The organism is Nocardiopsis sp. TRM 82005 (genome assembly GCF_056312425.1).
The window spans coordinates 45,085-69,646 of record NZ_JBWDTQ010000027.1; the positions used below are offsets into that span (position 1 = coordinate 45,085).

The following is a 24,562-nucleotide window of genomic DNA, read 5'->3' on the forward strand; positions in this document are numbered from 1 at the left end:
GGAAGGCACGGGCCAACACCCATCAAGCCACCTCCGGATCGGAAGACGAAGCCGCGCCGTAGACGTCGGTCATGGCCGTGATGTTCTCGTCTGAGACGTAGGCAGCCCGCACCCGCACCGGGGAGGGAGAGTCCTCCAGACGGACGTAGGCCACCCCGGGAAGCGCGGGGTCGATCAGGTGCGCTTCCGCACCCCGTTCCCTCGCGCCTTCGCCGAGGACCATGTCCACCTGCGACGCCTCGTCCAACCTCAGGGCGACCTTGTCCGGGAACAGGTTCCGAAGGTTCATGACCTCCTTGCGCGGGTCCTGCAACGCGGCCAGGACGGCGAAGCCGACCGAACGTCCCTGTGAGGTCAGGGTGGCGATGGCGTTCTCCGCCCGACGCCGGATGTCGCGGTCGGGGTGGTAAGCGGTCAGGAAGGCGACCTCGTCCAGGAGCACGACCACGAACGGGTCATTGACCGTGGCCACGTGAGAGCGCTGCTTTCCGGCATAGCGTTCGGCCCTCTCCTGCATCGAGGCCACCGCACGTTCGAGCAGGGCCACCGCGGTTTCCCCGGTGTCGGCGTAGCGCGCGAACAGGTCCCGCCCGTAGGCCAGCTCCATACGCTTGGGATCAATCGCCCACACCTGCGCCGTGCCGTCCGCCAGGGCGGGGAGCATGGTCCGCACGGTGGACCAGATCACCGACCCCTTGCCGGCCCCGGTCACCCCGACCACGAGCACGTGGGTTCCGTGCAACCGCAACAACCACGGGGAGCCGTCTTCCCTCTGCCCAACCGGGAGCGCGTCCAGGTCCGGGGAGTCGGACACGGGCAGGGCGTCGAGGGGTTCAGCCAAGGTGTCACGCCGGGGGAACTCCAGGGTGACGTCCCGGGGACCGTTGACGACCACGCGGCAGGAGGGGGCGGCGAAGCCGTGCGCCAGCTCGGCCACGCGGTGTTCAAAGTCGGCCGGGGCGGTGCCAGCGACGAGGGAGACGCGGACGTAGTCGGCCCAGGAGTTACACCGGACTCGGCGGATGCGGGGCAGGTAACGGCGTTTCTGGTAGGACTCGGCCAACCCGGAGATCACCAACACCGGCTGCCAGTGACGCTTGTACACCGCCACATGCCGCCACCACGCCAGCAGACGCAGGGTGACGCAAGTGCGGTAGGAGTCCGGCCAGGTCCGCCACCACACCAGGGACACCACGGCAGCGGCACCCCACAGCGAGGCGAGGCCGGGCCAGTCCAGCCACCACCAGGCCCCCGCCGAGGCGGTCAGGCAGGTGACCATGACGGGGAATCGGAAGGGCAGCGTGACCAGGAAACGCAGGAGCCGCCAAATCCAGGAGGCCAGGACGACGATGCCGGGGGTTTCCACGATCGGGGTCGTCCACCGCACCCCCTGAGCCGGGGTCGGCAGGGTCGGAGAGGACTGGGCGGAACCGATCTTGGGCTGTCGCATCATCACAGGCCACCCCGGTTCTCGTCCTCGATCTGGGCCAGGAGTCGGTCACGGTCGGCACGGGCACGGGCGGCGAATCGCGCAGCGGTGGGGGTTCTCGTCCCGGTCCGCAATCGTGGCGAACACACGGGCCTTGAAGTCGAAGAACTCCACCCGCTCAGCGTCGGTGGTGGGTGGGGGGTTGGTCGCGTCCAGCAGCAGACGGACCAATTCCGGGCCGCTCAACCCGGACAGGTCACGGGGGTAATCGGACATACTGAAGACACCTCTTCACGAAGCTTGTGCAAGGGCTTGGGGAGGGATTCAGGGGCGGCCCAGGTGTTGCAGCACCAGGCCGCCCCGCTTTCACGTCTGGGGCAGGGTCAGGCGGCATCCTTCGCAGCCGGGGCACGGCGACCACCGCCGCCGGGAGCCTTCACGCCACGGGCTCGCAGCGAGTACGCCACCCGGGGACGGCGTCCGTTGTCGTCGATGTAGGGCATGACCGCCATCTGTTCGAACTCGATCGGGCGGAACGGCAGGCCGGGAACCTCGTCGGGCAGGGTGGGGCACACCTCGGCGGCGACCTTGACCTTCACCGACTTGGCCTTACCGCGCGCCTCGGGATCGGCGTCGATCACGTCCACCGCCCACAGCGGAAGACCGGTCTCCTTGTCGAGTTGGGGGCGCTTGGTCTCGAAGTCGGTGATCGCCTCCACCCCCAACGCGAACGCACCGTGCGGGAACACCGTGCCGAACGCCACCGGCAACGCACCCTGAATAGCCATCTCTCAGCCTTCCTCTCATGACCACTCAACCACTCGATCGGTCAAGTAGAGGCTCAGAATAACCGGCCACACTTGATCAGACAAGCAGATAAGTGGCCGGTGTTCTGCCCGCGCCTACACGGCCGGGTAGGAATCCTCCAGTTCGTGCAGGTCACCGGGGAGCACCACCTCGGCGACCGCGATCACCTTCTCTGAGGCATCCAGTATCCGCGCGGTGATGCCCAGCACCGGAGTACCTTCGCCCAAACCCAGGAGTTCGCGTTCGGCACTGGTGACCACGCGTGCGCAGAGCCGTTCGACGACCTTGGAGGGCCGGAGCTGCTTGACCATCTGCACGTGTTCGCGTGCGCCGATGCTGATCGGCTGCTCTTCGCCCAGGTCGGTTCCCTCAGCCACGTCCAAGGGGAACCACAGAGTGACCAGCTCACTGGGTTCGCCCTCGTCCAGGACCAGGCGTTGACGCATGATGGCCGGGGAGCCTTCAGGCACACCGATTGCCTCAGCAACGGCAGCGGACACCGGGGCGCGTCCAGCGATCAGGATGCGGCTCTTCTTAGCCTCCTCGGAGGCGTCGAAGGCACTGGCCCCGGCATGGGAGCGCTCGGAGCCCTGCTGGGGCACGCCGCGCACGAAGGAGCCTCGTCCGTGTTCACGGTCGATCCACCCCTGCATGCTCAGGATCTGCAAGGCCCGCACCACCGTGGAGCGCCCGGCCCCGAACTCGCGCACCATCCGTGACTCGGAGGGAAGCATCTCCCCCACCGGATAGGTACCGTCCTCGATGCGCTCTTGGATCGCCCGCACGATCTGTACGTACTTGGGCGGAGCGAACTCCAGACTCGACATGATGTCCACCTGGTGACTCTAGTACTCGTGTGATCGAGTAGCTTACTTGGGTTGACTGTCCCTGTCAGCAGGTAGGGGCACATATGAACCCCACCGCTGGCCAGGGAGCACGGCGGAAAGCACACCGCAGAGGCGTACACGTCGCCGTGAAAGAGGGGAAGGCCCGCGTGCCCTGGGCCCCGTGGTCTCGAAGAGACGTCAGGGCACGCGGGGGTCTTTCAGTAGGGCCGCCAGTACTGGGCGCGCTGCACGGTGTAGACGGTGAGGTTGTCCACCGTGGCCCCGCACACATTCCGGCGTTCGGCCTCCACCAGAGCCGCCGCGACCAGCGACACGTCATGGCGGGCCGCCTCGTCCGCTGAGGAGAGCACCGGGGGCACGACTCGGCGGACGTGGTTGCACGCCGCCCCGCCCACGTCGTGCCAGAGCCCAACGATGTAGGTCAGCCGCAGGCGTCGCAGCGCCATAGCCGGAGGCAGCACGCACCGGTACCGCTGCACCACCGCGGTTCCGTCCAGGCCGGGTGAGACGGCTTCGTAGGTGATGGACTCCCAGTCCTCACAGGCCACCCGCACCCGCACACCCTGTTCCCGTGCCCACTCGGTCAGCGTTTCGCGGCCAGCTACGGGCTCATATGCATCCGCGTTCATCACCGCACCGCCCCGACCGCGATAGCCGTACGCACCAGATCACGCAACTCGGCCATGCCATCGAGAGCAGGAGTCGAACGCGCAATCTGCATCAGCAGGTCAATCCCCCGCCGGTCCCGTTCGGCCCGCTGCATGCGGCGCCGGTTCTCCAGATGGGTGTAGGGGCCGCGCTGGAGGGAGTAGGCGCGAGGGTCGGCGCCGTCCATCACGATGGGTTCCGGTGCGGGCCACAGCTCCACCCGCGCGGGTGTGGGCAGGTAGTACGGCCGAGGGCCGGTGCGGTGGTGCCTGCCGTGTCGTTTCGGTCGAATCAGAGTCACCCAAGCCCGAACCAGGGCGATAAGGTCGCTCACGTCAGCCTGCTTTCCTCAGGTTGGCCGCGCCCCCGGACGCCTTCCACCGCGTCGCGGGGGTCTGTCATGTCATGGATCAGCAGGCGAGACCACTGCCATGGGACGGAGACGCCATGGCGGAGCTCTGTCCCGTCCCCTTGCAGAAGGGGCACATCGCGGTACGCCTGGTCGGCTCCGTATCGGAGGGGACCCGAACGACGACCAAGCGCCGAGGGCGGACGGACTTCCAGCCCCGTCCGCGACATGACCTGCACGTGGTTGCGCTGCTGCTGTCCATGAGGCCAACAATCCCGATTCGGATTCCCGAAACCCATTCCTCCTCGGGATGACAAGGGGGGATACTGGCCGTCCCCCTGCACTCGCACCGCCGAGGAGTCACGATGCCGGGACACCCGACGAGCCGGATCAGCATCCCGTCGTGGGCATGGGAACGCGAGCACACGGCGGAGTTCCTGAGAAAGCGCGATGTCCAGGCGCTTTTCCAGTTCGGGCGCCAGTACGGTGGTGCGAGCCAGATGGCGATCTCGGCGGCGACTGGCCTGTCACAGGGGCGGGTGAGCGAGGTACTGAACGGCCGCAAGACCGTCACGGCCTTCGAGGTGTACGAGCGGATCGCCGATGGCTTCGGTATGCCCGACCGCGCGCGGATGCTGTTCGGCCTTGCACCGAAGAACCCCGGCACGTTCACTGGATCCGACAGCGCGGAGTCCTCGGCATCGCCGAGGCGACCCGCGCCCAGGAGCCCAGGCCCGGGGGAGGATGCGAAGGTGCGACGTCGCGCATTCGTCGGACTGGCCGGAACCGCCCTGTTCCAGGCCACCACAGGTTCAGTGCTGGACATGGACGAGATCGCCGCAGCACTCACCAGGTACGCGGGGGGCCGCCGGTCGGCTGTGCGAGCGGCAACGAGTCTCGGCGAGCTTGCCAAGCGGACGCACGCGGCCAAGGCCGGATACCAGGCGTGCCATTACACGGCGGTGGCCAAACGGCTACCCGAACTGCTACGCGGCCTGGATGACGCGGTGTCCGGTGTGGAGGACGACGACCTCTCCCAAGTGCACGCACTTCGGGCGGAGGCGTACCACGTGGCGGCGAGTCTCCTGCTCAAGTGCGAGGAGCGCGGGTTGTCCTACCTCGCGGCCGACCGAAGCATGCGTGCGGCCGAGAACAGTGAGACCCCCGCGATCGTGGGCGCGAGCGCCAGGGCATTCACTCGGGCACTGATGCGTGAGCGCCACTACAAGGCCGCGACGGAACTGGCGACGAGCACCGCCGAACGGGTGGACAGCGCCACGGACGAGGCCACACCAGAATCGCTGTCGGTGTACGGAGCGCTTCTCCTGAGCGGCGCGGTCTCTGCGGCCAAGCGCGAGGACCGGGGCCAGGCGCTCAGTCTGCTTGACGAGGCCGACGACGCGGGTGAACGGCTCGGTGGAGATTTCAACTACCAGTGGACCGCTTTCGGTCCGACCAACGTCCTGCTGCACCGGGTGAGTGCGGCCGTCGAGCTGGGCGACGCGGGCAGCGCGATCGACTACGCACGCCAGGTGCGGTTGGACAACATCGACGTCATGGAACGCCGGGTGACGCTGTTCATCGACGCGGCCCGCGCGTATCAGCAATGGGGCAAGACCGAGCACGCGTATCAGGCGTTGCGCACCGCCGAGGAGATGGCGAGCGAGGAGCTGACCGCACGTCCGGTGGTGCACCAGTTGATCGACGACATCCGTACCAGGGCAAGTGGTCATCTGTACGACAACGTCAGCGAACTAGCGGAAAGGGTCGGTGCCTGACTCAGTGAGTGAGCAGAAGACTCTCTACGTGGTGGTGTGCGCGGCAGGTCCGGCTTCGGATGTCGGCACGCTGGTGGATCTGGCTCAAGAGCAGGGTTGGACCATTCAGGTCATGGCCACACCATCAGCGGTGGGTTTCATCGACGTTGAGGCGTTGGAGAAGCAAACCGGCCGGCCCGTGCGGAGCCAGCACCGCTCGCCAGGAGACCCTCGCTCTCCCAAGGCAGATGCCATCGTCATCGCCCCGGCCACGTTCAACACGATCAACAAGCTGGCCAATGGGATCGCCGACAACTATGTGTTGGACGTGGTGAACGAGGCGATTGGCCTTGGCGTACCTACCATCATCCTCCCCTTCGTAAATTGTGCCTACGGAAAAAGAAAACCTTTAAAGAAAAGCATCAGATCCCTGATGGAAGAAGGGATTGTTTTTCTTTCAGAAATCGGAAGTAACTACTACCACGAGCCCGGAGAAGGAGAGAGCCGGGAAATCTCGAAACTCTGGAAAAAAGCCACACTCAAATTGAATGAGAGCATACAATGCAACTTCGGAGCCTCGAAGTAAAAGGCCTTTTTGGGAAGTACAACCATACTGTGAATTTTCCAACCCCGGGAGAAGAGGAAGGGACGCCATCTATTACCATTCTCCACGGGCCGAATGGGATAGGAAAAACAACTCTCCTGAAAATGCTAAACGGAATCATGTCGCTAGACTTTGATATATTCTTCTCAACCCCATTTGAAACATGCACACTACGCTTTGACAACAGGCGTCGATTCCAAGTTAAGCGGGCATCCACTGGGCTTCATTTTAGCTTTAGTGGTAAAACTCTAACCCTACCCGCCTGGGAGGCAGAAGAAATATCAAGCAATAATGCAATGGAGGAGTTTCGAGAGCACTTCATTGAACAAACCATGGGAGTGTCCCTCTCATTTCTTCCAGCCGAGCGCGCAAATCACCGCATCTACGAAACTGAAATGATCAGCCCGGTCGGTTATGAATACGCCCCAAGCGCGGCAATAAGGATGCGCGAGAGGGAGATGATTGCACGTAGAACACGGAGGCATAGGGAAGAGCGCTCCTTGGCATCACGAGTTAGAAACTTTACTCGAGACGCCCTAATAGACTACAGGGAGTTCTTCACAACGCGGGAACCCGATCTATTCCCGAAAATAGTTCAGAACCTCAAAGATATGCAATCCCAGGAGACCAAACCCTCACAGAGAGAAATACAAAAGGAACTCTCAAGAATTCGAGACCTTGAAAGGGTACATAGGCGCCTAGGGATACCTACAGATAAATGGGAGTACCGAACCATTCTAGAGCTACTAGAAGACTTGGGTGATGACAAAACCAACGAATATGCCCTTGTAGTCCTGAACACATACGTGGAGTTTCTATCTTCGCGCATGAACGCCAGAGATCTGGTTGCCCAGAGGCTACTAACATTCGAAAATGTCATGAAGAGCTTTTTGATTGACAAAACAATTGAAGTTAGCCCTCGGGCTGGTGTAGAAATAAGAGGTCATGGCGGGACTCTTCTCCATGAGTCAAGCCTAAGCTCAGGAGAATATCAGCTTCTCTATCTTATGGTATCAGCACTAACGACACGACGCCGTGGCACTGTAATAGCCATCGACGAACCAGAACTTTCTATGCACATCGAATGGCAAAGAATGCTCGTCAAAAACTTGCTCCGATGCGCTTCCGGAGCCGCCCCCCAACTCATATTGACTACCCACTCTCCAGACATCGCAGGGGAGTACCCAGAGAGCATGATAAGGCTCTCCAAGGAGGGTAAGTAAAAACTATGCGCCGCCCTCCTCAAGCTGTCATCGCTGCGCACATGATGGATCCAAAACGCCGTGAGCTATACGTGGAAGGATCGAGAGACAAGTCTTTTCTGGGTTGGCTTGCAGGAGACTTGATAGACGATAACTCAATGATCATAACCATAGAAATGATCGATACGCCAGAAGTTAACGAAGGGGGGAACCGAGAGAGGATTGTCAAATTTATATCTGACATCGAGAACAAGGTGTCCAATGTTCGAGGATTGATCGATGCAGACTCAGATTACCTCAGCCAGAAAAATCGAAGATATCCGAAAAATGTCTGGCTGACAGACTTTCGCAGCATTGAATCTTATGTAATATCTATCGAAAACCTAGACAAAACACTTAGACTTGGATGTTCCATTGATCACATATCTGCGTCTGTACTCTACCCTCAAATAATAGCAGCCTCTCGCTCGATAGCGGCGATCAGGTTCCTCTCTGAGAGCGAAAACCTGGGACTTCCAGTCGGGAAAAACTCATGGACAAAGCAACTAAATTGCAATCCACGAGGAGGGATATCATTCGATGAGACTCGCGCACTCCAGTCTCTCCTACAAGCAGCATCAGTAGGCCTTTCTGAACTCAGCCCATTAAGCAACAAGCTTGCGGAAATTAAAAGCAAGCTTTCCAACTTGGACGACAATAACGTTGTCCACGGAAAAGACTTCATGGCAATATTGACAAAGCAACTCAATGCCATGAAAGTTAAAATTGACGATGCAGGCCGTTTTATGTGGTTAAATTTTGACAGAGAGTCAATTTACAAATACCCTAACCTTGGTCGCGTGATAGATTACTTGGCAAACAAAGACTGATACCTCCCATGGTATATATCATGTTGAATGGCTTTGCCGAATTGGGCTGTATCGGGTCAAGGCGACGGCGCGAGCGCCGTCGCAGCGGCCCTCGGCCGCCGCTCGGGCTGCGGGCTGCCGCCCGGTCCCGAGCTCACGGCCGTTGGCCGCACGCCACATGCCGGATCTCCAACAGGCCCGTACGGCGAGCGGGGCCAGAGCTTCCCGGAGTCTTCATGGTGACCATGGCATACCCGTTCCGCAGGGCTTTGAGTACCAATGGTTGATGTTGTGTTCAGTCCCCGAGTCACCCGGTAGCGCGGATACGACTGCCTTGGGTGACCGATCCCGGCGCTACCGGGCGCCTCGGCCCGAATTCCGTGGTGCTCCGAGCACGAACCTCAGGAACCCTCCAACCGCCGCATCTCACCCATACGTGTCATCATCCGCCTCTAAGCTGACGTCATGAGTCTGGCGGACATCACACAGGACGCGGTTCTCAAGGCGATGGCCGAGTACGACGAGCTCGGACAGGACGTCTTCTTAAACACCTACGGGTTCGAGCCCTCGCATTCGTACAAGCTGCTCCACGAAGGCAAGGAGTACGACTCGAAAGCCATCTGCGGAGTAGCGCACAAGTACGCCCATGGTGACCTACTCCCTGCTTCGAAGTTCTCAGGCGGAGCAGCAACCGTCGCAAAGAAGCTCCAGAAGCTCGGCTTCGAGGTCAAATCCACTCGAAATCCGAACTGGGCTTGGGACGAACTCGTGCTGGCTTGCGACCTGGTAGCCCGGAACGGTTGGAAGGGGATGGACGCAAGTAAGCCGGAAGTCATCAATCTTTCCGAGCTTCTACAGCGTCTCCCACTCCACCCTGAAAGCGAACGAGCACCCACCTTCCGCAACCCAAACGGGGTCGGACGCAAAACCCACGACATCGCTACCGCTCACCCAGACCACACCGGAGCGCGGACCAACGGCGGCCAGCTCGACCGGGAGGTGCTTCAAGCGTTCCTCGAAGATCCCGAGCGCATGCACGCCGCGGCCAAGGGCATCCGTGAAGGCGTCCTCTCCGGCGAGCTGGCCGAGCTGCCCGCCTTCGAGGAGGAGGAACCGGACGAGGAGATCAGCGCGCCAGAGGGCCGTCTGCTCATCCGCAAGCACTACGCCCGTGAACGCAACCGCAAGCTCCGCACGCAAAAGATTGACCAGACCCGAGCCCGAGGCCTGCCCATCGCCTGTGAGGCGTGCGGTTTCGACTTCGGAAGGACCTACGGTGCCCGCGGCAGCAGCTACATCGAGGTCCACCACATCGTTCCGCTGCACCACATCGGGGAGAGTCGGACACGTCTCCAGGACCTCGCGCTGATGTGTGCCAACTGCCACCGCATGATCCACGTGTCCAAGCCCTGGCTGACCGTCGAACAGCTCCGTACCCTCATCGAGGAGCAGCGCCAGTTCCAGGTGTGAATGCACCGCGGACGCCCCAACGCAGTGCACATTCAGTGCACATGGCTTCGGAAGAGCCCCGGGAACGACGAGAAGCGACCGGGGCGAACGGCGAGGTCAGGGCCAGTTTCCGAGGTCGATCCACAGGCCACCGTAGGGCCCCGGTACGGGAAGAGGTCGTGGGTTCAAATCCCGCCACCCCGACAGAGCGACTAGGGGCTGTTATCCCTGGTCAAAGGCCCGCTTTCAGTGGTTTCCGAACCACCGAAGGCGGGCCTTTCTCGTGCGCGTGCGTCAGGCACCCGCGATCGATCCGGGGCATGGTGCTCCCGTGGCTGAGCGGTGGTCACCGCCACAGTCCACGGCGGCCGAGGTGAACGCCGCGGCGTGGCGGAGCTTGTGCGGAATCAGCCCGAGCCCGTCCAGGCCCGCCGCCTTCACCGCCTTGCCGAACTCACGGTTGCGCCAGTTGCGGAGACGCACCTCACTCCCCCGCTTGGTGGTGAACACCGGATCCGATTCCGCGCGGCCCCGCACGAGCGGAAGCAGTTCGGCGACGAGGGACGCGGGGATGGGGACGGCCCGGCTCTTGCCCGTCCTCGGAGACTGCTCCACGAGCTTGCCCTCCACCTCAGCGCAGACCGGGCACCGGGATTCCAGCGTGGACCCGCAGGGGATGTCGATGACCTCGGGGGCACCGGTCGCGATGTCGGTGCGTCGAAGGGCCACGGGGCGGATACACACGCCGTGGTCGGCCGCGACCTGTTCGGCCGCCTCACGCGCCAGCGGTTGCGCGAGCCGTTCGGCACGGGTTGTCTTACCGGTAGGCGTCGGCAACAGCCCACCCCCACCAGTAGAGGACGGAAGGACCGCACCGCGTGAATCCCAAGCGGCCGAAGACGGGCATGATCTTCCACTGGGTTGGGTGCCTCGTCTTCATCCCCTTCCTGGGCTGGTGGATGTGGGCCTTCGAGGACGGCCGCTGGAAGGTTCTCCCCTTCTGCTGGCTGCTGTTCCTGTGGTTCCTGCTTCGTGACACCCATAAGTACCGGCGCTCGATGTGTGAGTACCTGGAACGTCAGGCCACCTCACCGCCGCACGACAAGCCCGCCCCGTAGGCGTCGGTCATAGCCGTGATGTCGTCGTTGGAGACGTAGGCGGCCCGGACCCGGTCCGGGGCCGGTGAGCCCTCCACACGGACGTAGCCCACGCCGGGCAAGGCCGGGTCGATCAGGTGGGCGTTCGCGCCCCGGTCCCGGGCGCCTTCCCCGAGGATCATGTCGACCTGGGACGCCTCGTCCAGCCGAAGCGCGACCTTGTCCGGGAAGAGGTTGGGCAGGTTCACGTCCTCCTTGCGCGGGTCCTGCGACGCGGCCAGCACAGCGAAGCCGACCGAGCGGCCCCGTGAGGCCAGGGTGGCGATGTTCGTGTCCCTCGGGGCCGAGCGCCGCGCCGCCTCCCCGAACCTCTGCCCCCGGCGATCGTGTACACCGGCAGCGTCGGCAGCGGGTTGTCCGAGGGAGCAGGAGGGCGGGTCGAAGCGTCCGCGCCCGCGTCCCGCGGGAGCCACCCCGGCCAGGACGGCGACGTGCCGCCGAGGCATCGGCCTCGACGGCACGTACGCGGTGCGTTACGCCCAACGCCGTGAATCCTGTTCGCACGCCGTGGGAAACGCCGCGATCGTCCTGTTGGCGCACCCGGGGCCCAGGGCCCCTCCCAGCCCGGGTGCGGGGGCCGGGGCCGGGGCCGGGACCGGGACGTTCCTAGCGGATGTTGACGTCCACGCAGGAGTAGAAGGCGTTGCTGGTGTCGGCGACGTTCCACCTGGCCAGGATCGTGTGCCTACCGTTGTAGCCGGACAGGTCCACCGTGTGCTGCACGGTCGACGGCGGGCGGGCGCCGTTGTCGTTGAAGTTGGCGACGCGCTGACCGCCGATGAAGTACTCCCAGTTGGCGGTGGAGTGCATGGCGGTGAGAGTCCAGGTGAAGGTCAGGGAGGTACCGACCTGGGTGACGTGCCAGCCGTGGTCGTCATCGTCGAGCTCGGAGAAGCGGGAGTTGCCGCCGGAGCAGCTCATCAGGCCCTTGGGGCCCTCGACGCTCTGCGGCTCCCACTGAATGCCGCCGCACTGGACCATGACCGCGGCGCACTGCGCCTGGCGGCTCATGGGCGCGGAGACGTAGCCGTGGGCACTGGCGACGCCCGCGGGCATCAGGGTGAACGTCAGCGCGGTGGCGGCGGCGACGGCCGCGAGGGAGCGGATTCTGCTGCGGATCTTCATGGGGGAAGCCCTTCTTTCGGGTCACGATCCCGGATGGGGGTCGTAGCGGGGTGACCCGGACCGTTTCCGGTCCAGGCGGGCGGAGGCCGTCCACCAGGGTTCGGATATTCCTCCTGCGGACGTCGGACGGCATTGTCCGGAAACTCCGGGCGTCCCCGGATTTTCCTTCCACCTGTTGCCGAAGACGGTAAGGACACCATCACTACACGTCAAGACTCCTGTTACGCAGGGGGACCGGGTGCCACCCATACCAGGTGGAGCGCCCAGTCACCCGCCTCTGGAAACTGGTACTGCCGCCACTCCGGCGCCCTTTGGGCCGCGAACTGGAAAGATACCTTACAGAAGAGGTCGCGGTCTATCCGTAAAACCTTGTAGACCAATTCCGCCGACCGAAGGCGAACGGACCGTACCTGCCCCGGAGATATATTTTTCTTCCCCGACGCTCCGGAGGGCTCCGCACCGGAGGAACCGTGGCCGCGGTACTAGGCTCGCGGGCATGTCCCCTGCCTTCCTCCCCGGACTGGAGCTGTCCCGGACCCTGTACACGGACGCGGTCGCACCGCTGCTCGCCTCGGGTCCCCGACCGGTTCCGCACACGGCCGCGCTGCTCGGCCCGGGCTCCGAGGTACTCGGCTTCGACACCGAGCGCTCCACCGACCACGGGTGGGGACCCCGCCTGCAACTCTTCGTGGCCGACCCCGGCAGGCGTGAGCGGGTACTGGACGTACTCGCCGACGGGCTGCCCGACCAGGTACTCGGATGGCCGACCCGGTTCGCGCCCGGAGACGGGCCTCCCGGGACGTGGCTGCCCGACGCCGAGGCGCCCGACGGCCGCCACCGGGTGGAGGTCCTCGACCCCGGCGACTGGTTCCGGGGTCAGCTTGGCTTCGATCCGCGCGCCGGTGTGGCCACCGCCGACTGGCTCGCCACCCCCGCCCAGCGGATCGCCGAGGTGGTCGGCGGCGACGTCTTCCACGACGGAGACGGCGAACTCACCCGGGTCCGGGAACGCCTGGCCTGGTACCCGGACGACGTGTGGCGGTACGTGCTGGCCTGCCAGTGGCAGCGCGTGTCCCAGGAGGAGCCCTTCCCTGGACGCTGCGCGGAGGTCGGCGACCTCCTGGGCGCCCGGGTGGTCGCCGCCCGGCTGGTGCGCGACCTCATGCGCCTGGCCCTGCTGCTGGCCCGCCGCTATCCGCCCTACTCCAAGTGGCTGGGCAGCGCGTTCTCCCGCCTTCCCGAGGCGGCGGCACTCACCCCGCCGCTGTCCCGCGGACTGGAGGCGGACGCCGGGGCCCTCGCCGAGGCGTGTTCCCTGCTCGCCGCGTGGCAGAACCGGACCGGCCTCGCCGCTCCCCTGGACACCGGTCTCCGTCCGTTCCACGACCGCCCCTGGCCGGTGCTGGACGCGGCCAGGTTCACCCGCGCCCTGCTGAACCGGATCGGGGACCCCGAGTTGGCGGGACGGCCCCCGGTGGGCGCGGTCGACCAGTTCGTCGACAACACCGACGCCCTGACCCGGCCAGAGGTGTTCCGTTCCCTGGGCCCGTGAACCACGCACGCGGAGCACGCGGCGGACCGCCGGCCCGGGGCGGAGGTTCCCGAGGCGCTCCCCGGTGCCCCCGGCGCCGGCCCCTCGAACGAGCGTGCCCCCGGACGCGGGCTGAGCGGGTGCCGTACGATCCCAGGCATGGACCGATCGTCCGACGACTCACCGCTGCGGCGGATCAACGCGGAGTCCTGCGTCCTCGGCGGTGCCGGATACGCCGTCCTGCTCCAGATCGCCCACCCCAGCGTCGCTCGGGGGGTGCACGACCACAGTGACTTCTCCGCCCGGCCGTTCAACCGCCTGCTCGGCACGCTCTACTTCGTGTACGGAACGGTTTACGGCACCGAGGAGGAGCGGGAGCGCCTGCACGCCGTCATGCGCGCGATACACCGCAAGGTGACCGGCCCGGGGTACCGCGCGCTCGACCACGACCTGCTGCTGTGGGTGGCCGCCACCCTGTACGAGACCAGCTCGCGCCTGTACACGATGGTGTTCGGCGAACTCGGCGAGGAGGAGCGCGCCCGGTACCTGCGTGAGGCCTCGGCGTTCGCCACCGCCCTGGGCCTGCCCGAGGAGGAGTGGCCCGCGACCCCGGCGGAGTTCGACGCCTACTGGGACACGGCCGTGGGCGGCCTGCGCGTGAACGAGGAGGCGCGCGGTATCACCGAGCAGCTGTTCCACCCGAAGTCCCCGCCCCTGCGGCCGCTGATGAAGGTGCAGCTGGTCCTCACCGGCGGCCTCCTCCCGCCGGACCTGCGCGAGCGGTTCGGCATCCCCTGGTCCGACGCCCGACAGCGCAGGTTCGACCGGATCGTGCGGGTGGCCCGGGCGGTGTACCCGCACCTCCCCCGGCCCGTTCGCGTGCTTCCCGCCACCCTGTGCCTGTGGTCCATGCGGCGCGGACGGCTGGGACCGCGCTGGCTGGGGCCGCCCCGGTCGAGGTCGCGCGGTCCGGGGAGATCCGTCAGCTGAGGCCCGTTGACGCGGGCATGTCCTGTAGGGCCTTCCTGGCCCGTTCCGCCTCGGCCAGCCCCAGATCGGTGAAGACCTCCTCCGCCTCCCGCAGGAGTTCCCGGGACCGGTCCGCCGTCATGGTCGGAGCGGGAAGCCGGCCGAGGGCGAGCGCGGCGCGGGCGAGCATGTAGCGCTCGCTGCGCTCGGACGCGATGGCGTGGGCCCTCGCCAGCTCGGCCGCGGCATCCTCGTAGTGGCCCGCGGCGGCGTGGGTGATCCCCAGGTCGGTGCGGATCTCGGCGTCGCCGCTGCGTTGTCCCGACCTCTCCGCCAGTGCCAGGGCCTTGGTGTGGGACTCGACCGCCTCTTCCCAGCATCCTGCGGCCCGATAGGCGATGCCCAGGGTGTTGTGCACGTAGACCTGGTTGCCCACCAGGCGGAGGCGAAGGGACAGTTCCAACGCCTCGTTCAGGTCCCGGAAGGCGAGCTCCAGTTCGCCCAGCCCTGCACGGGCCTCGCCCATAACGCGTTTGGCCTGGGCCCTCGCCTCGTCCTGGTCCTCCTCCGTGGCCTTCGCCACGGCCTGTTCGGCGCAGTGCAACGCCTCGGTGTTCTCCCCGAGCGCCTGTTTCACCACGGCGAGGCCGCCCCACTGCAGCGCCTCCAGACGGATATCCCCCAGTTGGACCGCGTAGTCGAGCACGCCCTGAATGGCCTCCGCCGCGTCCACGAGGCGTCCGACGCGTTCGTAGACCATGCCCAGATTCGCCAGCACCCGCACCAATCCCCTACTGTCACCGATCGAGTCCAGCAGGTCACGCGCCTCAAGGAGCAGGTCCAGCGACTCGTCGAACCGTCCCGAAAGGCAGTGGGCGATACCCAGGCCGATGAGGGTCACCGCGCGTCCGCGCCGGTTCCCCTGCTTGTCACTGATCTGCAGCGCACGCTGATGGGAGCTGATCAGCAGGCCCATCTGTCCGTGGAGGGCGTAGAAGCGCCACACCGCGTCGGCCATGCGCCAGGCGTACTCGCCGTTGTCATGCGAGGCGAAGTACTCGATCGTCTCCGCAAGGTTCTCCTGGTGCAGGCCGAACCAGTTCTCCGCGTCCTCCCGGCTGGACAACTCCGTACGGTAACCAGGACGCACCTCGACGTCCTCGTGTCCTCGTGGCCCCAGGAGATCGGCGGCGTGCTGGGCTGTCGCCATGTACTGCTCAGCCAGGCGAAGCCTGGCCGCATCCGCCTCCTCCGCGGACAGGACCATGGCCGCGCGGTCCCGGGAGAAGGCGCCGATCAGGTCGTGCAGGCGGTACACGTCGCCCTGGGGCTCCTCCAGCAGGCAGACCCCGACCAACTCCTGGAGGAGGTCATCGGCGTCCTCCACCGTCATGTCCAGGAGGGCGGCCGCTCCACCGAGGTCGATGGTGCTGCCGATCATCAGGCCCAGAAGGAGGAAGGCTCGGCGCTGGTCCCGCTTGAGGCTCTGAAAGGACAGGTCGATGGCGGACTCGACGCTCTGCCCCTCGACCTGGAGTTCGCGGAACTTGCGGTTCTGCTCGCCGAGCCGCCGGGCTACGTGCACGAATGACCACTTGGGGCGGCTGAGCATGCGCCCCGCGACCACACGTAGCGCCAAGGGGAGGCCACCACAGATCCGGACGATCTCCCGCGCCTGGTCGGGTTCGCGTCGTACGCGCTCCTCACCCAGGACCCGGCTGAGGAGTTCCAGGGAGGACCGCTCGTCGAAGACCCCGAGGGAGAGGAAGCGGGCACCGCTGAGTCCGGAGAGCTCGTTGCGCGTGGTGATCAGGGTCATCGACCCCGGGGAGGACAGCAGGAGCGGGCTGACCTGGGCGTAGCTGGCCGCGTTGTCGAGGACGAGCAGTGCCCTGCGTCCCATGAGGGTGGCGCGCCACAGCGCCGACCGCTCGTCCAACGACTCAGGCACGGCCTCGGGCTCGATCCCGACCGCGCGCAGCAGGGCGCCGAGCGCCGACGCGGCGTCGAGCGGTTCCCTGTCCGTGGTGTAGCCGTACAGGTCGATGAACAGCTGGCCGTCGGGGTAGCACTTGGCCGACTCGTAGCCGAAACGGACCGCGGTGGTCGTCTTGCCCTCACCACCACTACCCGTGATGACGCAGACCTGGGCGCGCTCCTCGCCGGAGCGGGCCACCTCGTCCAACTGCCGCAGGGACTCCTCTCGGCCGGTGAAGTCGGGAAGGTCCCTGGGCAGGTCGTTGCGCACCACGAAACGCGTGCCCGGCTCTCCTTCGGGCGGGTCCTCCGCCACCTCCTCGGAAGGATCCTCCTGGAGGATACGGGTGTGCAGGGCGACCAGTTCCGGTCCTGGATCGACGCCCAACTCGTCCGCGAGCCTGGTCCGCAGTTCCTCGTAGACGGAGAGGGCCCTGGCGCGCTCGTTGTCGCGCCACAGGGCCGTGATGAGCAGATGGTGCAGGCGTTCCCGGAACAGCTCCTCGCTGACCATGGGGGTCAGCCGGGAGACGACGGCGGAGTACCTCCCCAGCTCCAGGGCGCAGGTGGCCCAGGCGATGACCGAGGACCAGTACTCCTCCTTCAGGGGGACGACCACGGAGTGGTCCAGGTACTCCGAACCGACACCGGAGAAGGGGACACCGCGCCAGCACTCCAGTGCTCTGTCCAGCAGATCGACCGACGCTTCGGGCTCGGCTGAGGCGGCTCTGTCCCTGAGCTTCCGGAAGCGGTGCAGGTCGACGGAGCCGGGATCGACGTCGAGGGTGTAGCCACCGGAGGTCGTGGTGATCGTGTCGGGGAGGGTGCGGCGCAGGTGGGAGATCTGGACCTGGATGACGGACCGCGCGGTGCGTGGCGGGTCGTCGTTCCACAGATAGCCGATGATCTGGTCGATGGTGACTTCGCGGCCCAGGTGCACCAGCAGCGCTCCCAGCACGCAGCACTGGCGCGGACCGCCGACCGGGACGGGTCGACCGTCGGACCAGACGGTGATGGGGCCAAGCACGCCGAATTCCACAAACAGCAACCCTAGCAAGGGTCATTGGCATGAAAAGGGAATACGAACATGCCAACGACTCCGAGTACCCTCCTCCACTCAGGCACTCGGAGTGACCGTTGGACTACCCCAAAAAGGAATTACTCCTCCTGGGCGGGCTTCTCCTCGGCGGGAGCGCCCTCCTCGGGCTTCTCCTCGGCGGGAGCGCTCTTGCTCGGGTCGGGCTCTTGGAAGGGACTGATCTTCGCCTCGGGGGCCACGTCCGCGACGATCGCCTCGAACTCCTCGTCCACGGTCAGCATCTTCGGCACTCGAACTCCTCGTCTCACAGCACTCGCGTAGAGCCGCAACGTCGCCCTACGTCGTCTACGAAGCATCAACGGAACCCGCCCTCCGGCGGACTGGCCACCCGTGGCGGGTTCCGCCTCAAAGCACACCACGGGTGGCGTGTGTCCAACGAACGTCGCACTGGTCGGCGCCGCGAGCCGTCCTCTCGCGGCACTGGTCGCGTCGAACGTGTTCCACACTAGAGAGATCCTCTTCCACTCCGCTTTCAGTCTTCTTTCAGCGCTGAAACCGGCGTAGCGGCAGTGGTTCCGGGAGTCGTGCCATCATTGCCCCTCCAGGAAAGCGATGGCCAGTGATTGGCCGGTTGCGGACAGTGAGAGGCATTCCGCACCCGCCGTGACACCACCCGAGCAGGTGGCGGGGACGCTTATCCGCGAAGGCCCCGACGAGGAGGGACATCCCGGTTACGGCCAAAACGTGCACGTTTCTCCTCACTTCCGTGAAATGGGCTGCGCGCACCGTGTCCATTCGCCTGTATGCCCGCGGCGCACTTTTGGGAACCGCGGTCCACAGGTGGCATTCCCGACTCTTTCGGGAAGCATTTCCGAACAGGACGCCAGGGAAGTGCGCGCACAGACTGCACAGTGGTCAGATCGCCGAGGTCCGGGGCGACGCGATCACGGTGGGGGCGCCGACCCGCGCCTTGGAGAAGGCGGGCGGCGTCGTGCCGCCGGTGCGGCCGCACGGCGAGGGCCGGTGGCGCCGTGCGAGGACGAGCACGTACACCGGAAGGAGGGCTGCGGAAGTGCGCGGGCGGGCCGTAGGTTCTAGGGAGTAGCCGGGCGGACGACGCCGGCGGTCTCGGAGGGCGCGGAGTTGGAGGACGTGATGCTGGACGGCGACGGAAACGGCTGGGTGAGCCTGCCGGACGGGTCCCGCAGGTGGGGGCTCTACGGCGCGGCCGGTCTGCTGCTGTACGCCACCGACATGACCGGCACCGGACACGTGCTGCTCCAGCACCGGGCCGGGTGGACCCACATGGGCGGTACCTGGGGCATCCCCGGTGGTGCCCGGAACCGGGACGAGACACCCCTGGAGGCCGCGGTGCGCGAGTTCCGGGAGGAGGTCTCGGGGGACCTGGCCGAGTACACGCTGCTGGGCGTACACGAGCAGGACCTGACCGTGTGGCGCTACGACACGTTCCTCGCGCGGCTGCCGGAGCTGGCGCCGTTCCGGCCGGGCAACTCCGAGAGCCGGGAGGTGCGCTGGGTTCCGGTGGACTCGGCCGAGTCGCTTCCGCTGCTGCCCGCGTTCCGTAGGGCCTGGCCGCACCTGTGCGCGGACCTGGCCGCCGCCACCGCGGAGAGGACGGGCGGTACGGGCGCCTCCGGTTGAACGCGGGGGCCTTCCCGAACGCCCCACGCGACCGGCGGGCGGCACCGGCGGGGCACCTTCGGGCAAGCCCCCGCGAGGGGGCTGCGGGCGCGTGTGCGGCGCGAATGCCCGAACCGGGTCCCCGGAGGGGAACCCGGTGGCCCCTCCCGAACGTTACCCGGGTACTGAGCGCAAATAGGGGGAATGTCAGGGGTGGGCCCTGATGTACTCGGAGCCCCGGCCTTGCATGCTTGAGAAGACGGCCCGGCGAAGAGCGGTCGTCACGCTATTCGACTGGAGCAGTGGACATGACGCTGGAGCGCGGTAACGCATTCACTCCCGTCGCCTCGGCGACGATGATCTGGCCCTGGGCCACCTCGGTGCTGGGCGGTGCGGCAGGCGGGGCCCTCTTCTTCCTCCTCAACCTTGGCTCCGGCCTCGGTGCCATCGTCTCCGGACTGACCGCCGCGGTGATCTTCTTCTCCCTGGTCGGTGGCGTGGGCGGCGTGATGGGCAAGAAATCCGACCGCCGGGGCAGGCGCTACGCGGCCGCCTATCCGTTCCGCTACGCGGCCGTACCCGCAGGAATCGGCGGTGCGGGCTACGCACTCGTCAGCATCTTCACGGGCTCGATCATCGGTGGCATCTTCGGTGGACTGTTCGTCGCGGCGGCGATCTGGATCACCGTGGGGCTCATCGCGATGGTAGTCGGGGACAAGAACGCCTAGGCTCGGTGTTTTCCGCATGAGGCGGGAGCCAGACACTCACCTACGGGAGACAACCGGGCGCCGATGACTGAATCTGCTCGTCAGAAGATGGTCGAGCGGGTCCGCGGGCTCCTCCGCATGGCGGAGGACCCCGCGGTTACTGATGCCGAGAGCCAGGCGTTCACCGCCAAGGCCGCCGAGCTGATGACCCGCCACGCGATCGCGGAGGCCGAGGCCCGCGCCGAGAGGGGCGAGGAGCCGGATGCGATCAGCCGTATGGACTACACCGTGCCGGGACTGGGTGGACACGGCAAGGCCCGGGTGCGGGCCCTGGCCGACATCGCCGCCGCCTACGGCTGCCAGTCCGCGGTACGGGGCAACACCTCGGAGAACACCGAGCGCGTCATCATCCTGGTGGGAACGGTGAACGCGCTGGAGGCGCTGCGGATACTGCTGCCGTCGATCGCCATGCAGATGGAGGCGTCGGCGAAGTTCATGAGCTCGTCGCACGTGTCCGATATCCGGGAGCTGCGCAACTACACGCGTTCGGAACTGGAGACCGAGCGCAAGCGCTACTACCGGTCGTTCGTGCGTGCCTACGGACGTGCGGTGGCCGAGCGCATCCGCGATTTCCGGGCGCGGTTGCAGGAGATGGCCTCACCCGAGGGATCCGGGGACTCGGCGGAGGACGCGGATTCCGCGCGCGGCGCGGACCTGGTGTTGCAGGACGACGTGCACCGGGTGAACGAGGAGTTCCAGAAACAGTTTCCGCAGCTGCGCAAGCACCGCCCCGAGCGCACACACAGCGCGGCGGGGTACCGGGCGGGCTACCGCCGGGGGCGCCAGGCCGAACTGGGCCTGGAGACCCCTGTGGGCAGCGGTGGTTCGTCCGCGCTGGCCGATAACGAGTAGGCCCTTTCCGCGTTCCACGGGAAAGTTGTCCACAGGCTGTGCACAGAACCGCCCCCACTGATGTTTCCGCATGTCAGAGCCAGAACGTGAAACTTCAGCGGGGGCGATTCTACTGTTCTGCGGGGGTGGCTACCTGGGGTTATCCACAGGGATTTCGCCTTCCTGTGGATAACTCTGTGGATAACGTGGCGCCCCGGCCAGGAAAGGGACCCGATCCCCAGTTCAGGACACCCGCAAAGGCTGAACCAGATAGCGGAAGGACGGATTCTCGCCCTCCTCGGTCGGCACGTCGGTGAACACCGCGGGTTTGGTCGGTTCGGTGAAGTTGAGGTAGGCGGTGTCGCTCGCTATGCCGGACAGCCCGTCCATGAGGTAGTCGGAGCGAAAGGCCAGCCGTATCGGGTCACCCTCGTAGCCGACCCCGATCGCCTCCATCGCCTGGGCGTCCTCGCCTGAGCCCGCCTCCAGTACGACCTCGCCGCCGGAGAAGGCCAGCCGCAGCGGGGTGTGGCGGTCGGCGACCAGCGCCACGCGCTTGACCGCCTCCACCAGCGGCGCCACGGCCACCTCGGCGCGCGCGGAGAACTCCTTGGGGAACCATGCGGCGTACTTGACGAACTCGCTGTCGATCAGCCGGGTGGTGGTGCGGCGCTCGCCGTTCTCGAAGCCGATCATGCCCTCGCCCGGGGAAAGGCTGACGCCCTCGCCCACGCTGCTCGTGGACAGGGCGATGTCCACGTTGGTCTGGGTGAGCAGGCCGCGCGCGGTGTCGCTGAGCGTGCGCGCGGGCACCAGGGCGGCCACGTCCAGGTTCTGGTCGGCGGGGCTCCACCACAGTTCGCGAACGGCGATGCGGTAGCGGTCGGTGGCGACGACCTTCAGGGTGTCGCCGGTGAAGTCGAGGTAGGCGCCGGTGAGCATGGGCAGGGTGTCGTCGCGGCTGGCCGCCGGGGCCACCTGGCGCACGGCGGCGGCGAAGGCGTCGGTGGAGACCGAGCCGATGCGTCCGGGCATGCCGGGCAGGGTGGGGTAGTCCTCCAGCGGCATGGTGATGAGGGTGAAGCGCGCCGCGCCGCCGGAGATCCGCAGCCTGGAGCCGTCGGTGTCGATGTGCACAGATCCGGGTGGCAGGTTGCGCACGATCTCGGCCAGGAGCCGACCGGGTACGAGGGCGGATCCGGGCTCTTCGGAGAGGACCTCCACCGAGGCGCGGGTGGAGATCTCGTAGTCGAACCCGGACAGGTGCAGGGAGGAGCCGTCGGCGGAGAGTTCCATGCGGATCCCCGCGAGCACCGGGACAGCGGGACGGGTGGGCAGGGCCCGCGCCGTCCAGGCGACCGCCCCGGCGAACGCGTCGCGGTCCACTCGAAGTTTCACGGTGGGGCCTCCTCGTAGCCGTCGTTTCCGACAACGTACCCAGGTGCGACGACAATCGCCCGCGACCGGACCGGCTGGAACGTGGACCGGCCAGGGGCGATGGGGCCGTGGGACCCGTGAGGCCCTACTTGCGGTTGGGGCGCAGTGTCCAGACGATGCTCATGCGACCGGTGACGGTGCCGTCGTCGGTGCGCATCTCGATCTCGACCGGGAACTCGGGACGCTTGCCCTCGTCCAACTCGGCGATGACCTCCTCGCGCGGGCGGCCCAGCGTGGCCTCGGCGGTCAGGTCGCCTATCGCAGGTTTGAGGAAGTGGATCTCGGACGTGGTGGGGAGGGGGACGGACCGGTCCAGCTGGTCGCCGAAGGTGGCGATGACGACCGCGCCGGAGGCGGACTCCGCCACGGTGAACATGGCACCCGCGTGGGGACCGCCGATGTGGTTGTGGTGGTCGGCGTTGTCGGGCAGGCGCATGACGGCGCGCCCGTGGTCCAGCTCGGTGAAGGTGAGCCCGAGGGTTCGGACGAAGGGCACCGCGGCCAGGAAGCCGGATTTGACCTGCTCCGCCGTCTCAGCGTTCATGTTTGCCATGCCCCTTATGTTACTCCCGAGTAACCTATCGGCGCCACTCGGAGAGGCCTTCGGAAACGGCTCGCCGGGCGGGCATCGCACACATGGGACTGTGGGCTACCATGACTGGCGGAGAGTTCCTCTCCACCTGGAGGGTTCGCATAGCGGCCGAGTGCAGTGCTCTTGAAAAGCACCAAGTCCTTGACGGGGCTTCGTGGGTTCAAATCCCACACCCTCCGCAGAAACCGGGGCCGGTGGGCCCGGTCCGAGACACCTGGAGTGCCCACGGGCCGGGACGCCGGCCCTTGGCGCGTCCGGCTCTCCCCGGGGCCGAGGAGCACGCCGCGAGCCCACGGAGGCGCGCTGCGGCCGTAGAGCCGCCGAGCGGCGCTCAGTCCCTCCGCAGGCTCAGGACCGCCGCCTCGATACGGACGCCCACCGCGCACACTGCCAGGACCAGCACGGCCAGCCCGGTCCAGTGCGCCGGAACGAAGATGTGGAACATGAACATCAGGCCGCACAGACCAGTCAAGAAGATTGCTGTCGCCTCGGCTCTCGCCACCGGGCGAGAGAAGGCCGAAGAACGCTCTGCCATACGCTCAGTCTCTCGCAAGCCGTGCCACGCGTCTGCCACGCGGGCTGGAGAGCGGCGGTCAGCAGCGGGACGGGAGGAGCTGCCCCGAATCAGACAACCGCAGGACACAAGGCGATCAGTCGCTTTGTCGACAGATGGTTAAGGCCCTCGGCACGACTGGGTTTCGTGGGTTCGAGTCCCACAGGCGAACCAGGGGCCGTGGCTTCCTCGCGGGCACGCGCGCAGACGTGTGGGAGAAGGCCCGCGTGCCCTGGCCGCCGTGGTCTCGAAGAGACGTCAGGGCACACGGGGGTCTTGGGAGGGCCGCCGGTAGGCGTCATGAACAGGACGCCTCGTCCGCCGAGGACGGCGCCGGGCACGACCCGGCGAATATGGTTGCACACCATTCACCCGCCCTGTGACCCAGGTCCGGGCCGCGGTGGCCCGGATCGGGCGGCCCTTCCCCGTGTTGGGCTCCTACCTGTCGCGGCCGGAGCTGATGGACCGCCACGGCTCGGGCAGCGGTCCTCCCGTGCGCAGGCGGGCGTCCAGCAGTGACAGCAGCCGGTCGGCCTCGCGCAGTGCCGTGTAGGCCTCACCGATGTGGCGGGGGCGGCACCGGAGCGCCTCGGACAGGGAGTCGTACAGCCCCGTAGGGGCGTCCGGTTCGAGGGTGTTCCACGGGGTCAGCGCGCTCATGAGGCCGCCCCCAGCCCAGCCAGGAGGTCCCCCGCCGGCTGGTGAGCGAGGGTTCGGCGCTGACGCGCCTCGTGGGCCAGGTAGTACCCGCGCACGAAGGCCTCCGGAGGGTTCGACCACGAGCATGGACTCCCGCGAGGTGTCCTCGGGAGACGGGCGCGGAGCGGGGATCGGGGGAACCGGCGTGCTCGCGACGGTTCCGGGGGTGGCCGCGTAGCGACGCACCCGGGAGGCACGGCGCCTGCGTGCCTCGGCGCGCAGTTCACGGTTGAGGACGAGCGGTGCGGCGTGGAGGCCACGTACTGGGCGGATCACCCGCAGGAATAGGGACAACAGAGCCAT

Annotated in this window: 25 protein-coding genes, 1 tRNA gene and 1 pseudogene; 12 read left to right on the forward strand and 15 right to left on the reverse strand. The window is 66.4% G+C overall.

Annotated elements, in window-relative coordinates; all coding sequences use genetic code 11:
- Positions 1–22: 22 nt before the first annotated feature.
- The 6 genes from AC0T5L_RS21255 to AC0T5L_RS21280 all read right to left on the reverse strand — a co-directional run bounded on the left by AC0T5L_RS21255 (position 23) and on the right by AC0T5L_RS21280 (position 4,066).
- Complete coding sequence (locus AC0T5L_RS21255; RefSeq protein WP_476167217.1) at positions 23–1,453, reverse strand: cell division protein FtsK; 1,431 nt, start codon at positions 1,451–1,453, stop codon at positions 23–25.
- A 45-nt stretch (positions 1,454–1,498) separates the two neighbouring features.
- The gene (locus AC0T5L_RS21260; protein WP_476167218.1) at positions 1,499–1,705 is read right to left on the reverse strand and encodes a hypothetical protein; all 207 of its coding nucleotides are present in this window, start codon (positions 1,703–1,705) and stop codon (positions 1,499–1,501) included.
- Between the two features lie 107 nt (positions 1,706–1,812).
- The gene (locus tag AC0T5L_RS21265) at positions 1,813–2,217 is read right to left on the reverse strand and encodes a plasmid replication, integration and excision activator (protein ID WP_476167219.1); all 405 of its coding nucleotides are present in this window, start codon (positions 2,215–2,217) and stop codon (positions 1,813–1,815) included.
- Between the two features lie 114 nt (positions 2,218–2,331).
- Entirely contained in the window at positions 2,332–3,072 is a 741-nt protein-coding gene (locus AC0T5L_RS21270) for a GntR family transcriptional regulator (RefSeq protein ID WP_476167220.1), read from the reverse strand.
- Between the two features lie 209 nt (positions 3,073–3,281).
- Positions 3,282–3,713: a hypothetical protein gene (locus tag AC0T5L_RS21275; RefSeq protein WP_476167221.1), complete on the reverse strand. Its 432-nt coding sequence runs from the start codon at positions 3,711–3,713 to the stop codon at positions 3,282–3,284.
- Complete coding sequence (locus tag AC0T5L_RS21280) at positions 3,713–4,066, reverse strand: hypothetical protein (RefSeq protein WP_476167222.1); 354 nt, start codon at positions 4,064–4,066, stop codon at positions 3,713–3,715. Before AC0T5L_RS21280 ends, AC0T5L_RS21275 begins: the two co-directional genes overlap by 1 nt.
- 380 nt (positions 4,067–4,446) lie before the next feature.
- Between AC0T5L_RS21280 and AC0T5L_RS21285 the strand changes: the two genes are divergently transcribed.
- The 5 genes from AC0T5L_RS21285 (at position 4,447) to AC0T5L_RS21305 (ending at position 9,962) form a co-directional block, all read left to right on the forward strand.
- A complete protein-coding gene (locus AC0T5L_RS21285) occupies positions 4,447–5,859 on the forward strand; it encodes a helix-turn-helix domain-containing protein (protein WP_476167223.1) in 1,413 nt (470 codons plus the stop codon).
- Positions 5,852–6,424, forward strand: coding sequence for a flavoprotein (locus AC0T5L_RS21290; protein ID WP_476167224.1), 573 nt, complete (start codon positions 5,852–5,854; stop codon positions 6,422–6,424). Before AC0T5L_RS21285 ends, AC0T5L_RS21290 begins: the two co-directional genes overlap by 8 nt.
- The gene (locus AC0T5L_RS21295) at positions 6,400–7,665 is read left to right on the forward strand and encodes an AAA family ATPase (RefSeq protein ID WP_476167225.1); all 1,266 of its coding nucleotides are present in this window, start codon (positions 6,400–6,402) and stop codon (positions 7,663–7,665) included. The genes AC0T5L_RS21290 and AC0T5L_RS21295 overlap by 25 nt, the downstream gene beginning before the upstream one ends.
- A 5-nt stretch (positions 7,666–7,670) precedes the next feature.
- Positions 7,671–8,513: a hypothetical protein gene (locus tag AC0T5L_RS21300; RefSeq protein ID WP_476167226.1), complete on the forward strand. Its 843-nt coding sequence runs from the start codon at positions 7,671–7,673 to the stop codon at positions 8,511–8,513.
- Positions 8,514–8,957: 444 nt separating this feature from the next.
- A complete protein-coding gene (locus tag AC0T5L_RS21305; RefSeq protein WP_476167227.1) occupies positions 8,958–9,962 on the forward strand; it encodes an HNH endonuclease in 1,005 nt (334 codons plus the stop codon).
- Between the two features lie 273 nt (positions 9,963–10,235).
- On the opposite strand, the gene AC0T5L_RS21310 is transcribed toward AC0T5L_RS21305, so the two are convergent.
- Positions 10,236–10,778 (reverse strand): replication initiator, encoded by a 543-nt coding sequence (locus tag AC0T5L_RS21310; protein ID WP_476167228.1) that lies wholly within the window; start codon positions 10,776–10,778, stop codon positions 10,236–10,238.
- A gap of 41 nt (positions 10,779–10,819) precedes the next feature.
- Here AC0T5L_RS21310 and AC0T5L_RS21315 point away from each other — a divergent pair, with 41 nt between their 5' ends.
- Positions 10,820–11,059: a hypothetical protein gene (locus tag AC0T5L_RS21315; RefSeq protein ID WP_476167229.1), complete on the forward strand. Its 240-nt coding sequence runs from the start codon at positions 10,820–10,822 to the stop codon at positions 11,057–11,059.
- Here the strand turns inward: AC0T5L_RS21315 and AC0T5L_RS21320 are convergent.
- Positions 11,020–11,364: pseudogene (locus tag AC0T5L_RS21320) on the reverse strand (cell division protein FtsK); the annotation flags it as partial. The gene AC0T5L_RS21315 and the pseudogene AC0T5L_RS21320 overlap by 40 nt on opposite strands.
- A 340-nt stretch (positions 11,365–11,704) precedes the next feature.
- Positions 11,705–12,223, reverse strand: coding sequence for a lytic polysaccharide monooxygenase auxiliary activity family 9 protein (locus tag AC0T5L_RS21325; protein WP_476167230.1), 519 nt, complete (start codon positions 12,221–12,223; stop codon positions 11,705–11,707).
- Between the two features lie 496 nt (positions 12,224–12,719).
- Here AC0T5L_RS21325 and AC0T5L_RS21330 point away from each other — a divergent pair, with 496 nt between their 5' ends.
- Together AC0T5L_RS21330 and AC0T5L_RS21335 are read left to right on the forward strand one after the other, a co-directional pair.
- Positions 12,720–13,775, forward strand: a complete 1,056-nt coding sequence (locus AC0T5L_RS21330; RefSeq protein WP_476167231.1) for a DUF4037 domain-containing protein — start codon at positions 12,720–12,722, stop codon at positions 13,773–13,775.
- Positions 13,776–13,913: 138 nt separating this feature from the next.
- On the forward strand, positions 13,914–14,744 hold the full coding sequence (locus AC0T5L_RS21335) for an oxygenase MpaB family protein (protein WP_476167232.1): 831 nt from the start codon (positions 13,914–13,916) through the stop codon (positions 14,742–14,744).
- Here the strand turns inward: AC0T5L_RS21335 and AC0T5L_RS21340 are convergent.
- Together AC0T5L_RS21340 and AC0T5L_RS21345 are read right to left on the reverse strand one after the other, a co-directional pair.
- Positions 14,737–17,727, reverse strand: coding sequence for an AfsR/SARP family transcriptional regulator (locus tag AC0T5L_RS21340; protein WP_476167233.1), 2,991 nt, complete (start codon positions 17,725–17,727; stop codon positions 14,737–14,739). The genes AC0T5L_RS21335 and AC0T5L_RS21340 overlap by 8 nt on opposite strands.
- Positions 17,728–17,858: 131 nt before the next feature.
- Positions 17,859–18,029 (reverse strand): hypothetical protein, encoded by a 171-nt coding sequence (locus AC0T5L_RS21345; RefSeq protein WP_476167234.1) that lies wholly within the window; start codon positions 18,027–18,029, stop codon positions 17,859–17,861.
- 865 nt (positions 18,030–18,894) lie between these two features.
- Here AC0T5L_RS21345 and AC0T5L_RS21350 point away from each other — a divergent pair.
- The 3 genes from AC0T5L_RS21350 (at position 18,895) to AC0T5L_RS21360 (ending at position 20,999) form a co-directional block, all read left to right on the forward strand.
- Positions 18,895–19,401: an NUDIX hydrolase gene (locus tag AC0T5L_RS21350; RefSeq protein WP_476167235.1), complete on the forward strand. Its 507-nt coding sequence runs from the start codon at positions 18,895–18,897 to the stop codon at positions 19,399–19,401.
- A 287-nt stretch (positions 19,402–19,688) separates the two neighbouring features.
- On the forward strand, positions 19,689–20,108 hold the full coding sequence (locus tag AC0T5L_RS21355; protein WP_476167236.1) for a hypothetical protein: 420 nt from the start codon (positions 19,689–19,691) through the stop codon (positions 20,106–20,108).
- A gap of 87 nt (positions 20,109–20,195) precedes the next feature.
- Positions 20,196–20,999 (forward strand): DUF2786 domain-containing protein, encoded by an 804-nt coding sequence (locus AC0T5L_RS21360; RefSeq protein ID WP_476167281.1) that lies wholly within the window; start codon positions 20,196–20,198, stop codon positions 20,997–20,999.
- Positions 21,000–21,221: 222 nt separating this feature from the next.
- On the opposite strand, the gene dnaN is transcribed toward AC0T5L_RS21360, so the two are convergent.
- Together dnaN and AC0T5L_RS21370 are read right to left on the reverse strand one after the other, a co-directional pair.
- Complete coding sequence (dnaN, locus tag AC0T5L_RS21365) at positions 21,222–22,364, reverse strand: DNA polymerase III subunit beta (protein WP_476167282.1); 1,143 nt, start codon at positions 22,362–22,364, stop codon at positions 21,222–21,224.
- 136 nt (positions 22,365–22,500) lie between these two features.
- The gene (locus AC0T5L_RS21370; protein WP_476167283.1) at positions 22,501–22,959 is read right to left on the reverse strand and encodes a DUF4442 domain-containing protein; all 459 of its coding nucleotides are present in this window, start codon (positions 22,957–22,959) and stop codon (positions 22,501–22,503) included.
- A gap of 138 nt (positions 22,960–23,097) precedes the next feature.
- Here AC0T5L_RS21370 and AC0T5L_RS21375 point away from each other — a divergent pair.
- Positions 23,098–23,186 (forward strand) — tRNA-Ser (locus tag AC0T5L_RS21375).
- A gap of 152 nt (positions 23,187–23,338) precedes the next feature.
- On the opposite strand, the gene AC0T5L_RS21380 is transcribed toward AC0T5L_RS21375, so the two are convergent.
- A complete protein-coding gene (locus tag AC0T5L_RS21380) occupies positions 23,339–23,479 on the reverse strand; it encodes a hypothetical protein (RefSeq protein WP_476167237.1) in 141 nt (46 codons plus the stop codon).
- A 519-nt stretch (positions 23,480–23,998) separates the two neighbouring features.
- Positions 23,999–24,220, reverse strand: coding sequence for a hypothetical protein (locus AC0T5L_RS21385; protein WP_476167238.1), 222 nt, complete (start codon positions 24,218–24,220; stop codon positions 23,999–24,001).
- Positions 24,221–24,562: the final 342 nt, after the last annotated feature.

Coding starts and splice junctions, on each gene's coding strand:
- AC0T5L_RS21255 (WP_476167217.1), bottom strand. CDS start 1,453: ATGATGCGACAGCCCAAGATCGGTTCCGCCCAGTCCTCTCCGACCCTG.
- AC0T5L_RS21260 (WP_476167218.1), bottom strand. CDS start 1,705: ATGTCCGATTACCCCCGTGACCTGTCCGGGTTGAGCGGCCCGGAATTG.
- AC0T5L_RS21265 (WP_476167219.1), bottom strand. CDS start 2,217: ATGGCTATTCAGGGTGCGTTGCCGGTGGCGTTCGGCACGGTGTTCCCG.
- AC0T5L_RS21275 (WP_476167221.1), bottom strand. CDS start 3,713: ATGAACGCGGATGCATATGAGCCCGTAGCTGGCCGCGAAACGCTGACC.
- AC0T5L_RS21285 (WP_476167223.1), top strand. CDS start 4,447: ATGCCGGGACACCCGACGAGCCGGATCAGCATCCCGTCGTGGGCATGG.
- AC0T5L_RS21295 (WP_476167225.1), top strand. CDS start 6,400: ATGCAACTTCGGAGCCTCGAAGTAAAAGGCCTTTTTGGGAAGTACAAC.
- AC0T5L_RS21300 (WP_476167226.1), top strand. CDS start 7,671: ATGCGCCGCCCTCCTCAAGCTGTCATCGCTGCGCACATGATGGATCCA.
- AC0T5L_RS21305 (WP_476167227.1), top strand. CDS start 8,958: ATGAGTCTGGCGGACATCACACAGGACGCGGTTCTCAAGGCGATGGCC.
- AC0T5L_RS21325 (WP_476167230.1), bottom strand. CDS start 12,223: ATGAAGATCCGCAGCAGAATCCGCTCCCTCGCGGCCGTCGCCGCCGCC.
- AC0T5L_RS21330 (WP_476167231.1), top strand. CDS start 12,720: ATGTCCCCTGCCTTCCTCCCCGGACTGGAGCTGTCCCGGACCCTGTAC.
- AC0T5L_RS21335 (WP_476167232.1), top strand. CDS start 13,914: ATGGACCGATCGTCCGACGACTCACCGCTGCGGCGGATCAACGCGGAG.
- AC0T5L_RS21350 (WP_476167235.1), top strand. CDS start 18,895: ATGCTGGACGGCGACGGAAACGGCTGGGTGAGCCTGCCGGACGGGTCC.
- AC0T5L_RS21355 (WP_476167236.1), top strand. CDS start 19,689: ATGACGCTGGAGCGCGGTAACGCATTCACTCCCGTCGCCTCGGCGACG.
- AC0T5L_RS21360 (WP_476167281.1), top strand. CDS start 20,196: ATGGTCGAGCGGGTCCGCGGGCTCCTCCGCATGGCGGAGGACCCCGCG.
- AC0T5L_RS21370 (WP_476167283.1), bottom strand. CDS start 22,959: ATGAACGCTGAGACGGCGGAGCAGGTCAAATCCGGCTTCCTGGCCGCG.
- AC0T5L_RS21385 (WP_476167238.1), bottom strand. CDS start 24,220: ATGAGCGCGCTGACCCCGTGGAACACCCTCGAACCGGACGCCCCTACG.